Annotated in this window: 12 protein-coding genes; 4 read left to right on the top strand and 8 right to left on the bottom strand. The window is 59.3% G+C overall.

All coding sequences use genetic code 11. From position 1 onward, the window contains the following. Positions 1-278: 278 nt before the first annotated feature. The 7 genes from ASD36_RS02770 to ASD36_RS02800 form a co-directional block, all read right to left on the bottom strand. Entirely contained in the window at positions 279-2,180 is a 1,902-nt protein-coding gene (locus ASD36_RS02770) for a potassium transporter Kup (protein WP_060504783.1), read from the bottom strand. 18 nt (positions 2,181-2,198) lie between these two features. Beyond that, a complete protein-coding gene (locus tag ASD36_RS02775) occupies positions 2,199-3,176 on the bottom strand; it encodes a magnesium transporter CorA family protein (RefSeq protein WP_060504782.1) in 978 nt (325 codons plus the stop codon). Between the two features lie 418 nt (positions 3,177-3,594). Further along, the gene (apbC, locus tag ASD36_RS02780; protein ID WP_060504781.1) at positions 3,595-4,791 is read right to left on the bottom strand and encodes an iron-sulfur cluster carrier protein ApbC; all 1,197 of its coding nucleotides are present in this window, start codon (positions 4,789-4,791) and stop codon (positions 3,595-3,597) included. A gap of 472 nt (positions 4,792-5,263) precedes the next feature. After that, positions 5,264-7,660: a methyl-accepting chemotaxis protein gene (locus ASD36_RS02785; protein ID WP_060504780.1), complete on the bottom strand. Its 2,397-nt coding sequence runs from the start codon at positions 7,658-7,660 to the stop codon at positions 5,264-5,266. A 322-nt stretch (positions 7,661-7,982) separates the two neighbouring features. Next, entirely contained in the window at positions 7,983-8,738 is a 756-nt protein-coding gene (locus tag ASD36_RS02790) for a LuxR family transcriptional regulator (protein WP_060504779.1), read from the bottom strand. A 112-nt stretch (positions 8,739-8,850) separates the two neighbouring features. Continuing rightward, positions 8,851-9,591, bottom strand: coding sequence for a LuxR family transcriptional regulator (locus tag ASD36_RS02795; protein WP_060504778.1), 741 nt, complete (start codon positions 9,589-9,591; stop codon positions 8,851-8,853). 219 nt (positions 9,592-9,810) lie between these two features. Further along, positions 9,811-10,623 carry an IclR family transcriptional regulator gene (locus tag ASD36_RS02800; protein ID WP_112834570.1) on the bottom strand — a complete coding sequence of 271 codons (813 nt, stop codon included), beginning with the start codon at positions 10,621-10,623 and terminating at the stop codon, positions 9,811-9,813. Positions 10,624-10,784: 161 nt separating this feature from the next. Between ASD36_RS02800 and ASD36_RS02805 the strand changes: the two genes are divergently transcribed. The 4 genes from ASD36_RS02805 to ASD36_RS02820 are packed head-to-tail and all read left to right on the top strand — an operon-like array spanning position 10,785 to position 13,998. Next, on the top strand, positions 10,785-11,555 hold the full coding sequence (locus tag ASD36_RS02805) for an SDR family oxidoreductase (protein WP_060504776.1): 771 nt from the start codon (positions 10,785-10,787) through the stop codon (positions 11,553-11,555). Then, a complete protein-coding gene (locus ASD36_RS02810) occupies positions 11,555-12,472 on the top strand; it encodes a 2-dehydro-3-deoxygalactonokinase (protein WP_060504775.1) in 918 nt (305 codons plus the stop codon). The genes ASD36_RS02805 and ASD36_RS02810 overlap by 1 nt, the downstream gene beginning before the upstream one ends. 12 nt (positions 12,473-12,484) lie before the next feature. Next, complete coding sequence (locus ASD36_RS02815) at positions 12,485-13,117, top strand: 2-dehydro-3-deoxy-6-phosphogalactonate aldolase (protein ID WP_060504774.1); 633 nt, start codon at positions 12,485-12,487, stop codon at positions 13,115-13,117. Further along, on the top strand, positions 13,114-13,998 hold the full coding sequence (locus tag ASD36_RS02820; RefSeq protein ID WP_060504773.1) for an SMP-30/gluconolactonase/LRE family protein: 885 nt from the start codon (positions 13,114-13,116) through the stop codon (positions 13,996-13,998). Before ASD36_RS02815 ends, ASD36_RS02820 begins: the two co-directional genes overlap by 4 nt. Positions 13,999-14,075: 77 nt before the next feature. Here the strand turns inward: ASD36_RS02820 and ASD36_RS02825 are convergent, their stop codons facing one another. After that, complete coding sequence (locus ASD36_RS02825) at positions 14,076-15,293, bottom strand: hypothetical protein (protein WP_156393798.1); 1,218 nt, start codon at positions 15,291-15,293, stop codon at positions 14,076-14,078. Positions 15,294-15,347 lie beyond the last annotated feature (54 nt).

The following is a 15,347-nucleotide window of genomic DNA, read 5'->3' on the forward strand; positions in this document are numbered from 1 at the left end:
GGAAACGCAACACTTTACTCTTACGCACCAACCGTACTCCACGCACTGATAGACGCGGGTCTCCATCCGGCAAAAATACCCGGACCGTCTTTTCCCGCGGAAGTGAATCGGACAAGCAGTGATGTCGCACTCAATCGCGCGTTTACCGCTTCAACTGCCCTGACAATGAAGCATTAACCTTGATGGTTGGTTAATGGCATCTGCCGGGAATGTGGGACCAGAACGCAAAAAGCCTCCCGGCCGTCAGGCGCGGGAGGCTTTTTGAGACAAGGGCCTCGTCAGATGATGACGTGCGAGCCCAGTTCCACCACGCGGTTGGTCGGCAGGCGGAAATAGTCGGACGGGTCGATGGCAGCGTTGGCAAGGCCGATGAAAAGCCTGTCTTGCCAGTGCGGCATCCCCGATTGCGCATCCGGCACGAGTTTGCGCCGTCCGAGATAGAACGAGGTCGACATGATATCGAATTTCAGACCGGTCTTGCGGAACAGGCCGAGCGCCTGGGAGACATTCTGGGTCTCCATGTAACCGAACCGCATTTCGAGCAGGCTGAAGCGCTCGGACAGGCTGCTGGCCGTGACGCGCTGATCCTTGGACACAACAGGCGTGTTGAGCGTGCGGATCGTCAGGATGAAGTTCTGCGAATGAAGCACATGGTTGTGTTTGATATTATGCAGCAGCGCCGCCGGCGTCGATTCAGGATCGCTGGTCAGGAAGATCGCCGTTCCCGGCACTGAAACCGGCGCGTGCTCGCTCTTGCGCTCGATCGACTTGACGAAGGAGGCAAGCGGGATATCGGTATGGCGCGTCTTGTCGTGCAGGATCTTGGTGCCGCGCCGCCATGTCCACATGATGACGATGATCGCAGCCGCAATCAGCACCGGCACATAACCACCATCATGGATCTTCAGCATATTGGCGCCGAAGAAGATCATTTCCAGAGCAAGCAGCGGCAGCAATGTCGCGATCGCCAGATAGAGCGGCCAGCGCCAGCGCACCCGGACGAACTCGTAGGCCAAGAACGTATCGACGACCATCGCACCAGTGACCGAGATGCCATAGGCGGTGGCCAGCGATTCGGACGAGCCGAAGACGAAGACCAGCAACATGACGCCGAACATCAACAGCATGTTGACGTTGGGAAGATAGATCTGGCCGGTCTGGGTTTCCGACGTGTGGAAAATAGCCATGCGCGGCAGGAAGCCGAGGTGGATCGCCTGACGGGTCAGCGAGAACGCACCGGTGATGACCGCCTGGGCGGCGATGATCGTCGCGCAGGTGGCGAGGATAACGACCGGCAGCAGAGCCCATTCCGGAAACATCAGATAGAATGGATCGGACATCGCTTCCGGATGTTTCAGAACCAGAGCCCCCTGCCCCAGATAGTTCAGAGCCAGCGCCGGAAAGACGAGGCCGATCCACGCCCATTGGATGGGCTTGCGGCCGAAATGGCCAAGGTCAGCATAAAGCGCCTCGGCACCGGTGACCGTCAGGAACACCGCACCGAGCACGACAATGCCGACATAACCGGCATGAATGAGGAAATGAACGGCATAATAGGGGTTAAACGCGGCTAGAATGCCGTAGTCATCGGTAATGTGGCTGAGGCCGGCAACGGCGAGAACGATGAACCACAGAGCCATGATCGGGCCGAAGAATTTTGACACCGCCGCCGTACCGCGCGACTGGACGGCAAACAGCAGCAGCAGAATGACCACCGAGATCGGCACCACATAGGGCGAGAGCGTTGGGGTGACGAGTTTCAGGCCTTCGACAGCGGACAGAACCGACAGCGCTGGTGCAATGATCGCATCGCCGATGAACAGGGCTGCGCCGGCAATACCGAGGAAGAACAGTCGGTTTGCACGCTTGCTGGAATATTTCATCAACAGCGCCAGGAGCGACAGCGTCCCGCCTTCGCCATTGTTGTCGGCGCGCAGCAGGAACAGCACGTATTTCAAGGTGACGATAATCGTCAGCGTCCAGATCATCAGCGAGATCAACCCGATGATCTCCAGGCGCGTTACCCCGTCGGCGGCGACCGGACGCAAGGCTTCGCGAAAGGCGTAAAGCGGGCTGGTGCCGATATCACCATAGACGACGCCGATCGACCCCAGGGACAGAGCCAGAAGCTTCCGTATCTCCTTGTCGCGCGTCTCTGGTTTAGCTGCAGAATGAGACATCTGAATATTTTCGGGCTCTCAGAGCCAGCCTTTCCAGCGAAAGAAGTAGTAGGGGACGATGGCCGAAATCACCATGCCGATCACGGCCATGGGATAACCAAATGCCCATTTCAGTTCAGGCATGAAATCGAAGTTCATGCCGTAGAGCGAAGCGACCAGGGTCGGCGGAAGAAACACGACGGCCGCAATCGAGAAAATCTTGATAATGGCGTTCTGCTCGACATTGATCAGCCCGAGCGAAGCATCGAGCAGGAAGGTGATGTTTCCAGAGATGAACGAAGCATGTTCCGACAGCGACTGGATATCGCGCGAAATCGTCCGGCAAAGTTCCTTGGTCTCGCGGTTTTCCTGCACCGACGGGACGGTATAGAGGAATGTCAGGACGCGGGAGAGCGACGCAAGGCTGTCTCGGGTCTTGGCCACCAGCCGGTGATGCGACGCCACATCCATCAGCTTGGCTTCCAGATAATGCGGCGGCCGGCGTTTGCCGACGGGGCGGTCACCAAAAACCTGCAACGACAGGCCGTCGATCCGGGCAACAGCGATCTCAAGGATTTCCGCGGTGCGATCGACGATCGTTTCAAACAATCGCGTCACCAGAACCGTTCCAGTGGCGCAACCGCCGGGAATGCGGTGCATCGCTGCCGTGAACAGATCAAAGGCCTTGGGCTCATCATAGCGGATCGTGATCAGCATGCCGCGCGCCAGAACGAAGGCCACATCCGTCAGTTCCGGATGACCGCTTTCAGCCTTGCAGACGAGCGAGGCGGTCATGAACACTGCGTCCTTCGCCGTGTAAAGGCGGCTGGAGGGCTCAATATCCTTCAGGTCGTCGCGGGTGGGTACTTCGATGCCGAGAAAACCTTCGACAAGCAGATCCTCCGCCTTGTCCGGGCGCAGCATGTCGATCCAGACCACACCGGACGGCAGGGATGCAGGCGGCGTCGCCGCGCTGATGACCACGGCTTCACCATTCTCACGATAGGCAGTGATCATGCTGCGGCCCTTGCATGGGCGCCATCGGCCCAGGCACGGCCCATGACCGCAGCGCTGTGGAGACAGTCGGTAGAAAGAGCCGGATTGTGGCGAACCAGAATCAACCGGCCGTATGACATCAAAGCTGCGCGCGGCAGATCCATATGGAAACTCTCGTCGTTAACGACAAACCCTCAAACGGTCATCACGGTCATGCGGAGCCCGACGGAGGGCAGCACCGCTGGTGCATCCTTTCGGATGCGGGGAGGCATATGGAGCAAGGCACGTTCAAAATCAATGCAGAAAGTGGCACGACGCCACATTCTCGCCTAAAGACTTAACGACGCTCCCCGCCCGAATGTCAACAGCGAGCGTTTGTCAGCGCTGTTTTCACTCAGTGTTACAACAGATATGGGAGACCGACTGGTTTCTTCGGCATCTACTCGAACACGATGTTCGGCATGGTCCGGGCCTTATCCCCCTGGTGGGCGCCAACCTGTTCCCAGACCTTCTTGGCGATCTCGCGATAGACGCGGGTGATTTCGCTGTCGGGCTCCGACGCAACGACGGGTGTTCCTGCATCGGATGTCTCGCGGATGCCCATGGTCAACGGCACTTCACCGAGGAACGGCACACCGATACGCTCGGCCTCCTTGCGGGCACCACCATGACCGAAGATGTCGTAGCGCTTACCCGTATCGGGCGCGATGAAATAACTCATGTTCTCGACGATGCCGAGCACCGGCACCTCAACCTTGCGGAACATCGCCAGCCCCTTGCGGGCATCGATCAGTGCCAGGTCCTGCGGCGTCGAGACGATGACGGCGCCAGCCAGCGGCACCTGCTGCGCCATGGTCAGCTGCGCATCGCCCGTACCCGGCGGCATATCGACCACCAGCACGTCGAGATCGCCCCAGGCGACTTCGCGCAGCATCTGCAGAAGTGCCGATTGGATCATCGGGCCGCGCCAGATCATCGCGACCTCCTCATCAACGAGGAAACCCATCGACATGACCTTCAGGCCATAATTTTCCATTGGCCGGATCATCCGGCCCTCGATCTGCTGCGGCCGCCCGGAAATCTTCATGAGGCGCGGCATCGACGGGCCGTAGATATCAGCGTCGAGAATGCCGACGCGCAGGCCGTTGGCCTTCAGGGCAAGGGCAAGGTTGACCGATGTGGTGGACTTGCCGACACCGCCCTTGCCCGAGGCAACCGCAATGATCGCGCCGACACCCGGAATGCCGGCTTTTGCCGCAGCCGTCGGTGTGCGCGGGGCGGCGGGCGCATGGCTATGGCCCGCATGGGAATGACCGGCATGCGAATGGCCGGTCTGGGATGGTGCAGCGGCAGGCCGTTGAACCGGGGCGGAAGACGAAGCGCCCTTCTTGTCGGCGGTCAGGGCTACCATGGCACCCTTGACGCCCGGCATATCCTTGACCACCCGCTCGGCTGCTGCCCGCAAGGGATCCAGTTCGCGGGCGCGCTCGGCCGGAACCGTGATCGAGAAATAGACCTTGGAATCAGAGATGAAGACATCCGAGACCAGGCCCATATCGACGATATTGCCGTCCATATCCGGTCCGCGAACGCCTCTGAGCTTGTCGAGAACCTGTTCCTTGGTCACGTCGGTCATGTCATTCACTCCTGCCGCCAGCGCGGCTGGTTCGCCCTGCTGTCTCTGCCATGCGTTATGCGCTGACGTTCATACGAAGCCGCGCTGATGAAAGCCCATCATCGAAACTTGGTATTAGATAATCGAGCCGGAGTGTTTCGCCAATGAGGTGGATCAGAAAAACCGGCACAAAAGAAAAGGCCGCTCTCTGCCGGGGGGTGTCCGTACATCCGGGATCACCTTTGGCGGAGAGCGGCCTTACCTGTCGCGACCTTCTTGGGCGCAGTCTTTATTGCAGTCCCCTCTGGACATGCTTTTTACAAAGCAGGAACCGTGCCAGTTTGGGAAAGCCGCTGAAAACCAGCGTTTGATGATCAGCACCACTGCGATGCAGCATCGATTTCGACTACTTATTGTGCAGTTGCGTTGTCCAGATTTCCGCATTGCCGGATTTTGCGACAGGAGCGCCGGCGGGCGGCGCCCCTGTTTTCATTCAGAATTCATCCCAGCCGTCATTGGCTGGCGCCGCTGCAGCACTACCATGCCCCTGAAACGCGCCGGCGAGCTTTTGACCGAGCGACCGGGCCGGTGATTGCACAGCCGGTGTTGTCACCGAGGCCGGGCGGATGCCGGGCTTTGACAGGGAGGAACTGCGGATCGGAGCGGCCGGAGCCCGGTGCGAGCCCGCCTCGGCCGCAGCGCGGTGCATGTTCGCCTGCGACACCTCTCCAAGCTGGAAGTTCGCCAAGAGCGCCGTCAGTGCCGAAGCTTCCGCCGCAAGCGTGTGGCTGGCAGCGGTCGATTCCTCGACCATGGCGGCATTCTGCTGTGTACCCTGATCCATGACGTTGACAGCACGGTTGATGTCGTTGAGGCCGATCGACTGTTCGCGGGCCGCCTCGACGATCGAGGAAACGCGCAGATTGATCTCGTCGACCTCATGGACGATCACTTCCAGCGCCTTGCCGGCCTGCCCGACCAACTCGACACCGGTCTTGACCTGCTGGCCGGACTTCGAAATCAACGCCTTGATTTCCTTGGCGGCATTGGCCGAGCGCTGAGCCAGTTCACGCACTTCCTGGGCAACGACCGCAAAGCCCTTGCCCGCATCGCCTGCACGCGCGGCTTCGACACCGGCGTTGAGCGCAAGCAGATTGGTCTGGAAAGCGATCTCATCGATCACGCCGATGATGCTGGAGATTTCCTGCGACGACGTTTCAATCTGGCCGACGGCATCAATAGCGCTTTTGACGACAGCGCTCGATGTCTGCGCGCCGGATTTCGCCTTGGCAACCAGCTGGCCTGCCTCCTCGGCCCGCACCGTCGAATCGCGCACCGAAGCGGTGATCTGGTCGAGGGCCGCGGCTGTTTCCTCGACAGAGGCAGCCTGCTGTTCCGTGCGTCGGGCCAGATCGTCGGCCGAGGTGCGGATTTCTGCCGACCCGGCCTGAATGCCGAGTGCATTGTTGCCAACCGATTGCAGGGTCTGCTGCAGGGTGCCCATTGAACTGTTGAAGTCTTCGCGCAGCGCATCGAGCGAGCCGATGAACGGCGTCATCAGGCGGAACGTCACGTCGCCATCGGCCAACCGCTGTAGGCCTGTACCAAGTTCGGTGACAGCAAAGCGCATCTGGCGTTCGTTTTCCTGTGTCTCCGCAGCGCGGCGCTGGCGTTCTTCCTCGCCAAGCGTGCGGGTTTCGGCAGCTTCAGCCTCCAGACGCTGCTTGGCGATCGTCGCGTCACGCAGAATGGCAAGCGAGCGGGCCATGTCGCCGATCTCGTCGTTGCGCTCGGCGTCGGCAATAACGATGCCTGTATTACCCCGTGCGATTTCGCCGGTTGCATTGACGATGGCCTCGAGACGGCGCCGGAAGCGGTTGGAGATCATTACGCCAAGCAACACGAGCAGAACCGAGGCGACGCCAATGATGATGACGGAGATCCAGGCCATATGGGTGAGGTAGGCAAAGACTGTCGATTTCGGAACGGAGACGATCGCGTACCAGGCGGTATCCGGCAGCAGTTGCACGGGAACCGCGACGGAAAGGAAAGCGGTCCCATCCTCGCCTGTGACATCGACCGGCTTGCCCGGATTGTCGATCATCTGCTGCCAGGTGGCGGCATCGATGCTGCTATCCTTGAAGGCCTTGCCAAGATTGGCGGCGTTGACATGACTGAGGAAGTGTCCACCTTGCGAGATCAACGCGACATTACCATCACCCAGTGGCTTCATGTCGGCGAGTTTCGATGTCAGGCTGTCGAGCGCAATGTCGATACCGGTCACGCCGAGCGGCTTGCCATCGACGGTGACGGGACCGACGAGCGTGGTCATCATCACGTCCTTGCCGTCGATGACGTATTTGTAGGGCTCGATCACCACCATCTTCTGTGCCTTGAAGGGCAACTGGTAATAATCGCCGGGGCCTGGCTTGTCGTAATCGACCAGCGGCGTCACCTCGATCTTGCCGCCGGAGCGCACCCAGTACGGTACGAAGCGGCCGGTCGCATCATGTCCCGGCTTGTTGACGTAATCCGCATCCTTGCCGTCGAAGGCATTCGGCTCCCAGCCAGTCCAGACGCCAAGCGCAAACGGACTATCCTCCAGCGCCTTCTTCATCATCGCATCCGCCGAGGTCCGGTTCGCGGTACCGGATGTTTCGAGCGCTGAAAAAACGCTCTGGAAGGTGGCGACGAGTTGCAGTCCCTGCGACATCTGCCCCTTCAGATCAGCAGCCGTCAGCGCAGCCGCAGCGTTCATTTCATCGACACTGCGCCGTTTGACTTCGGAATAGGAGATCCAGAACAGGGTGCCCGCCGTTACCACCGTGGCAAAAAGCCCGGTAGCAACAACGGAGAATATATTACGGGAGGTCGCAGTCTTGAACAGCATCTCGTATCCTCGCAAGCGCGACGGCAACGGGCGAATGCCTCAAGTGTTGCTACGTCACATGAATATCATTCTGGAAAAAAGGTGCGGAGGATATCGTTCATGCGACAGTAAAGTTCGTCCTTCCAGACGAACAATGCCGGCAACGTAAAAGCGTTTCACGATCCCTCCCCGATAAAGATCGGAGACAGGAATGTTCACGCACCCTCCCAGTGAAATCATTTCACCGGCAGTAAAAGTGCGCCGCAAATCTTAATGTTCATCTAAAATGCCAGTGATAATTGCAACCGCTGCTTAATTCTTCGCGGCAGGCGAAGGATTGCACTCAGCTGATGTAACCCTTCTTCATGGCCTTAACGACAGCCTGAGTACGGTTGACCGCATCCAGCTTTTTGCTGACATGGTTGAGGTAATGATTGACCGTGTGCTCGGACAGACCGAGGATCCCCGCAATCTCAGAACTCGTCTTGCCGGCGGCGGTCCAGTTGAGACATTGGATTTCACGCTCCGACAGGGTGACGGGAGCCCCCTTCCAGAACGAACCGATTTCGGTCAGGCGATTGTAGACGTGGATGGCGATCATCTGCAGTTCCATCATCACAGACATCGGCAAGTCAGCCCGCCGTCCCATCCAGATGACGGTCGCCCGGCTGCCGTCGGCGTCGTGGACCGGGAAATAGTTGGCCTGCAAAATCCCGTGCTCGCGCAACAGGGTGATATAGCCATTTGTCTGAGGCAGGCGGCCGCTCTCTTTCTCCCACTCATCCACTGTCAACTGGAAGGGTGTCGTAGTCTCCCTCAGACGGCGAATGCCGGTCGAATGCTTCAGGAGCGAGATACTGTCATATGCATTGACCAGATCGGCCGGCATATTGGACAGGATCGAGGTGCTGGACAGCTTTTCCGCATCGAAAGACGGAACCATGCAGACAAGGAACGCCTTGAAGCCGAAGGCCTGCGTGATCTTCTTCATATAGCGGATCGCGTCGAACTGGGTTTCCAGTGCTGCGATATCCGAGGCGAAATCGCCGCCGCGCGACTGCTCTTTTTCAACCGGTTCAGCCATCAACGTATCGCGCATTCACAAACTCCACCGCACATCCGAGTGCGTTGCCGGCCAAGCGCCCCGAGGCTTGCCCGATATTTCACTCTATTCATCATGCCGGTTTCCTGCTTGCATTCATAAACATTTCTCAATTGATCAACCCGGCCCGTATCGCTTTTGCCACGGTTTGCACGCGATTGACAGAATCCAGTTTGCGGGTGGCGCGGCTGAGGTAGTGATTGACTGTATATTCCGACAGATCCAGGATTTTCGCCATTTCCGTGGTCGTCTTGCCGGCCGCTGCCCAATGCAGGCATTCGACTTCACGGCGCGACAGCACTGCGGGCATGGGCGAGCGGATCTCCTTGATTTCACTCAGCCGGCCGAACAGGTAACCGGCCTCGTAGGTCAGTTCCTTCAACTCGGCGGAACTGACCACGTCGCGATTGCCGCCGAAAGCGATCGCACCGCAGGTGCCATGCACATCATGAACCGGAATGTAGACACCGCGCCGCAGGTTGACCCGTTCGAACAAGCTAAGGACCTCGTTTCCCTTGCCGTCGGAGCGCCGATGGGAATCAAGAGTGGTATCGTAGGTAAAGGGAATGGTGCTTTTGCGCAGACGTGCGATGACCGGGCTGCCTGCCATCATGTTGGCCGCATCGTAGTTGATCAGGAAATCAGTGGGCCAGTTGGTCATGACGACTGTATCGGACAGACTGGCGCATGTTTTCCCCGGCACGACCATCACTAGAAAACCTTGAAAACCATACAGACGCGAGACTTTCTCCAGCGCCTGGCGGATATCCGCTTCACGCGTCATCTCCTCAGTTCCCCGCTGGCCAACGGCAACCGTTCCGGGTGATAGATGTCCGCTGAAATCCACCATTTTCTACCTCTTCCAGGCTCGCGCCCAATGGATCAGGCGTCACGAAAACCCGTTGCGACACCACCCCAGGCATTCTCACCGGTCAAATCCCAGCGACCCGTCTTTCGAGGCGGGAGTTCGAGCGTCGGCAGGCACAGAATCTGATATATTAAAACTACAGCTCCGATTTTCCCACGTCCAGTCGATTCACCTAATTAACCGTAAAGGTATCACGAAAGTCTAACGGCCAGGACCGAGACGGATTTCGACGTCTTCGCTGATGGCCATCGCCACCTGTCGAACCGGGCGCGCCCAGTTTTCCAGCTGCTCCATCGTCACCCGATATGCCGGCCCCGTAACCGAGATACCGGCGACAAGATCGAACCCGGCATCATGGATCGGAGCGGCAACACAGCGGATTTCCGTTTCATGTTCCTCGCGATCAAAGGCATAGCCCTGCAAGCGGGCCTCGTCCAGATCACGTGTCAAAGACGCTACGGAAAGATGTGTATTGGCGGTAAAACGATGGAATGTCAGTTGGCTCAGTGTATCGGCGAGCCGTTCCGGCGGCAGCACGGACAGCGCCGCTTTCCCAAGGCCGGTGCAGTAAACCGGAGAAGCATTGCCGATCTGCGATTCCATCCGCACCGTCTGGCGGCTTTCCACCTTGTCGACATAGATGATCTCGGTGCCGCGCAACACGCCCAAATGAACCGTCTCGCCGGTTTCTTCATGCAACCGGCGCAGATGCGGCGCCGCGACTGTGCGGAACTGGTTTTTAGACCAGGACCGGTAGGCAAATTTCAGCAGCCGCAGGCCGGGTTCGTAGCAAAGGTCGCGCCCTTGCGTCAGAAGTCCTTCCTCGACGAGATGGGAAAGTTGCCTGTGCAGAGTGCCGCGCGGCTGACCCGATAGTGCCAGAATATCGCTGAACCGGAGCGGCCGGTCGGATGTCACGACCGTCTCCAGCACGGAAAGAACCTTGCCCAGCGTACCGGTGCCGCTATTGTGTGCAAAAGCGGACGAAGAAATATCCGGCAGATCCTGTTTCATCATTGCTGTCCATTTGCCGCACGCCCCGGCTTCGACCTTGACAAGCCAACGCCTCCAGCGCGATAATTCCAAATAATAAGAGTCAGTTCCATATTGTGGAACAAGACGGATATAAAATCAAGCAGCCTTCAGATGGCTTGCATTCGGGAGAGCACACCATCATGGCCTTGCCAGCCGCGCAATTTCACGACCTTAAAGGGCGTGGCGTCCTGATCACCGGTGGCGGTTCGGGCATCGGCGCCGCTTTGGTCGAAGGCTTTGCCCGGCAGGGTGCGCGTGTTGCCTTTCTCGACATTGCCGAAACCGATAGCCGGGCGCTGGTGGAACGGCTCGCTCCCACTGTCGATCATGTCCCGGTTTTCATCCAGGCCGATCTGCGCGACATTGCGGCGATAAAGTCCGCCGTCGATCAGGCTGCCAGCGCAATGGGGTCACTCAGTATCCTCATCAACAATGCCGCGCGCGACGACCGCCAGCAGCTTGAGGACGTCACCGAAGCGAGCTGGGACGAAAGCCAGGCGGTCAATCTGCGGCATGTGTTTTTCACCTGCCAGGCCGCTGCCCCGCATATGCGCCGGGCGGGCGGCGGCTCGATCGTCAATTTCTCGTCGATCGCCTTCATGCTCAACATGGGCGAAATCCCGGCCTACGCGACCGCCAAGGCCGGGATTGTCGGCCTGACCAAGTCGCTTGCCGGCAAGCTTGGTCCCGACAATATCCGCGTCAACGCGGTTTTGCCGGGCATGGTGGTGACCGAGCGGCAGAAGAAGCTCTGGATCAGCGATGCCGCGATTGCCGGCATGATCGAAAAACAATGCCTGAAAAACATGCTCGTCGCGGACGACATGGTTGGCCCCTGCCTGTATCTCGCTTCCGACTGTTCGGCGCGGATGACGGCACAGGCCATGATCATCGACGGAGGAGTATTTTAATGACGGCAGCATCCTATGCGGCAGTGGATTGGGGAACCTCGAGTTTCCGCCTCTGGGTCATCAGCGAGAGCGGCGCGGTTCTGGCGGAGCGCCGTAGCAGCGAAGGCATGACGACCGCCGTAAAGACAGGTTTTTCCGGCATACTTGAATCCCACCTTGCCGCCGTTGCAGCACCGCCGCATCTGCCGGTGATCGTCTGCGGCATGGCCGGTGCCCGTCAGGGCTGGGTCGAGGCAGGTTATCTGGATACACCTGCCCCACTCAGCGCCATCGTCAAGGCGGCCGTTACCGTGCCCGATGCCAACCGCGATATTCGCATCCTGCCTGGCCTTGCCCAAAGAAGCGAGGAGGCGCCGGACGTGATTCGCGGTGAGGAAACCCAGCTGCTCGGCGCGATCTCGCAGCTCGGGGGCGGCAGCCATCTCGTCTGCATGCCTGGTACACACAGCAAATGGGTGCGCGTGACCGGCGGCATTGTCGATGGTTTCTCGACCTTCATGACCGGCGAATTGTTCGACGTCATCGCCAAGCATTCGATCCTCAGCCACGCCATCGCCGATGCCGGTTCCTTTGCCAATGATGACCCGGCCTTTCTTGGCGCGGTTGCCAAGACGGTGAAAAACCCGGCCCTTGCCACCAATCTGGTCTTTACCGTGCGCAGCGGCCAGCTGCTGCATGGCCTGCCTGCTGGTGATGCCAAGGCTCGCTTGTCCGGCACGCTGATCGGCCTGGAAATCGCCGGTGCGCTTGCCACCGCCAAACCCGGCAGCAGCGTCTGCCTGGTGGCGTCGGGCGGCCTTGCAGGGCTGTATCAATCGGCGCTGACCGCTCTCACTCTCAATCCCGTTATCATCGATGCCGATGAAGCCGTTCGCCACGGCCTTGCCGCCGCGGCCAACGCCATCTGGCCAGCCTGAAGGACGACCCGCATGAACCGCATACCCTTTCCACCAATGAAATATCCGCTGATCGCCATCCTGCGCGGCCTGAAGCCCGAGGAAACGCAGGGCGTCGTCGGCGCGCTGATCGAAGCCGGATTTACCGCCATCGAGATTCCGCTCAATTCACCCGATCCGTTCCGGTCGATCGAGATTGCCGTAAAGATGGCGCCGGCCGGTTGCCTGATCGGCGCAGGTACAGTCTTGACCACCGAGCAGGTTGAAAAGCTCGATGGCGTCGGCGGCAAGCTGATGGTCAGTCCGAATGTCGAGACCGACGTGATCGCCCTTGCTGCGGCACGCGGCATGGTCACCATGCCGGGCGTCCTCACTCCGACCGAAGCGCTCGCTGCCGCCCATGCCGGCGCAACCGGCCTCAAGTTTTTTCCGGCCAGCGTGCTTGGCCCGGCCGGCATCGCGGCGATCCGCACCATCCTGCCAACAGACCTCGAAATCGCCGCCGTCGGTGGCGTTTCCGATACCAATTTCGGCGACTATGCCGCGATCGGCATCAAGAGCTTCGGCCTCGGTTCCAGCCTCTACAAGGCCGGTATGACCGCTGCCGAGGTTGCGGAGCGGGCGCGGGTGACGATCAAGGCCTATGATGCGGTGTACGGAGCATGAGCGAAACTATTCCCTTTTCCGGCCGGATCCTCAGCGAGTTGACACTCGAACTCGGCGAAGGCCCGACCTTCGACCCCGCCACCGGCACCGCCTGGTGGTTCAACATCAAGGGCCGCGAACTGCATGAACTGCATCTGGAAAGCGGCCGCAAAACCCTGCATGTCCTGCCCTTCATGGGCAGCGTGCTGGCGGTCATCGATCCGCAACGCCAGTTGATCGCATCGGACAAAGGCCTGTTCATCCGCGACACCAAAACCGGAGAGCTGAGCGCCTACGCAGCTCTGGAAAGCAACCCGGGCAACCGCTCGAATGACGGCCGCGTACATCCATCCGGCAGCATTTGGGTCAGCACCATGGGCCGCAAGGCCGAAAAGGAAGCCGGTGCCATCTATCACGTCGCCAAGGGCGCGGTGACACGGCTTTACGGCGGTATCAGCATTCCCAACGGCATCTGCTTTTCGCCCGACGGCAGTATCGGCTATTTCGTCGATAGCGCTATCAACCACATCATGCGGGTCGATCTCGATCCGGCGACAGGTCTGCCGGTCGGCGAAGCAACCGTGTTCAGCGACCAGAGCGACAACCCTGGCGATGTCGATGGTTCCGTCTGTGACGCCGATGGCCGGATCTGGAATGCACGCTGGGGTCAGGGCGCCGTCGATGTCTATACGCCTGACGGCACGCGGGTTGCCCGCCATGCACTGCCCGCCACCCAGTCGAGCTGCCCCGCCTTCATCGGTGCCAAGGCAGACCGCCTGCTGGTGACATCCGCCTGGCAGGACATGGATGACGCCGCCCGCAAGGCCGATCCGAATGCCGGCAAGACGTTCGAACTCGGCGTGGCGGTCAATGGCCGTTTCGAGCCGGGCTACAAGCTCTGAAGCGGAACTCCTGTTTTGCTTGAAGAGTGAACGAAAAAGCCGGACATTTGCCCGGCTTTTTCTTTGTTATCAGCATGTCAGGCGTGTGAAGCGGCCGGTCGAGACGGCCGCAGCCGCCACCAGGTCTCGCCGGCATAAATCGCCAGGCCTGCGGCGATGAAGAGTTCCTTGTACTCAGTCGGATCCCAGAGCCGCAGCAGGCGGTCGGATTCGGCCAGGAACAGTTGCTGCACCGCAACGATCGAGATTGCCAGAATGGCATACAGTAGAAACTCTTTCCACAGACCATGCCGCAGCGCCAGATTGACCAGAACGAGAAGGATGATCACGGTCATCATCACCGATATCTGTGTTGGCAGCACACCCCATCGTCCGCTGTTGAACGCGACCATGGGGGCACTGGCCGCGAGCACGAAGACGCTGGGCATCACCGCAGCACCAGTGCTGCCCTTCAACCACCGCCGCAAAAACAGGCCAACGAAAGGAACAAACACCAAAAGGAAAAAAGCGCCACTATAATAGATGAGCTCGGATGCTCCGGTTGCTATGTTGTGGAAGTTGAATTCCTTCTGGTCGTTCAGGGCCGCGAATGCCTGCGGTGTCGCCACATTGAAGACGCGCTGCATCCACGAAATCTCTTCCATACCGATGACGAAGAAAACCAGAGCGAACATACCAGCAAAACCGGCGAGCCAGACCGGACGCCCGCCGCCGGGTCGTGTTCCAGCCAATTGTCCGATCGCAACAAGCACGAAAAAGGCTGACGCAATGAAGAGGAAGAGCGCCGACAGCCATTCGAAAGGACCATCTTCCAGCGATAAAGCATTGAAACGCTGAGGGTTACGCGAGAACAACCAGGCGCACCAGAGGGCAAAAACCGTCACCCCAGCGCTGATCAAAATCGATTCCAGTGGCAGCCGCGGCACAGCCGGTCCCCCATGCGGCACGCCATCTTTCCAAAGCGCGCGGACCAAAGCCGTCGACAGGAGAAAGGCGACGAACGACCGGAAAAGATCATAGGGGTGCAGGCGCGGCGCCCTTTCGGTGTTGTAGCTGACACCGAGAAAGGCGTGTTCATAAACGAACATGGCAGCCATCACGGCGAGCGAGACAATGCCCATGCGCAACACATGCAACTGCAACACGCGCTCCAACAACATCCACTTCAATTGATACAACTCCATAGCGGGGATCAAAAAACGGCCGTCTTTGCAGCACAGCCCCAAGCCGGTAAAAATTTTTAATTTTAGTGTTTGAGCGGAGCGTGAATTCCAGTCTTGCCGCTGGAATGACACGCCCAATCTGCAGCGCACAGTTGCAGGACTTGGTTACTTTTTCCTGCCAAAAGA

This window comes from Rhizobium sp. Root1334 (assembly GCF_001426665.1).
In the GTDB taxonomy this organism is placed as follows: domain Bacteria; phylum Pseudomonadota; class Alphaproteobacteria; order Rhizobiales; family Rhizobiaceae; genus Pararhizobium.

Excerpts from the sequence above, each read along its gene's own strand:
- ASD36_RS02815 (WP_060504774.1), top strand. The coding sequence starts at position 12,485 with ATGAACCGCATACCCTTTCCACCAATGAAATATCCGCTGATCGCCATC.
- ASD36_RS02775 (WP_060504782.1), bottom strand. The coding sequence starts at position 3,176 with ATGATCACTGCCTATCGTGAGAATGGTGAAGCCGTGGTCATCAGCGCG.
- ASD36_RS02770 (WP_060504783.1), bottom strand. The coding sequence starts at position 2,180 with ATGTCTCATTCTGCAGCTAAACCAGAGACGCGCGACAAGGAGATACGG.
- ASD36_RS02800 (WP_112834570.1), bottom strand. The coding sequence starts at position 10,623 with ATGAAACAGGATCTGCCGGATATTTCTTCGTCCGCTTTTGCACACAAT.
- ASD36_RS02805 (WP_060504776.1), top strand. The coding sequence starts at position 10,785 with ATGGCCTTGCCAGCCGCGCAATTTCACGACCTTAAAGGGCGTGGCGTC.
- ASD36_RS02795 (WP_060504778.1), bottom strand. The coding sequence starts at position 9,591 with ATGGTGGATTTCAGCGGACATCTATCACCCGGAACGGTTGCCGTTGGC.
- ASD36_RS02785 (WP_060504780.1), bottom strand. The coding sequence starts at position 7,660 with ATGCTGTTCAAGACTGCGACCTCCCGTAATATATTCTCCGTTGTTGCT.
- ASD36_RS02790 (WP_060504779.1), bottom strand. The coding sequence starts at position 8,738 with ATGCGCGATACGTTGATGGCTGAACCGGTTGAAAAAGAGCAGTCGCGC.
- apbC (WP_060504781.1), bottom strand. The coding sequence starts at position 4,791 with ATGACCGACGTGACCAAGGAACAGGTTCTCGACAAGCTCAGAGGCGTT.
- ASD36_RS02810 (WP_060504775.1), top strand. The coding sequence starts at position 11,555 with ATGACGGCAGCATCCTATGCGGCAGTGGATTGGGGAACCTCGAGTTTC.
- ASD36_RS02820 (WP_060504773.1), top strand. The coding sequence starts at position 13,114 with ATGAGCGAAACTATTCCCTTTTCCGGCCGGATCCTCAGCGAGTTGACA.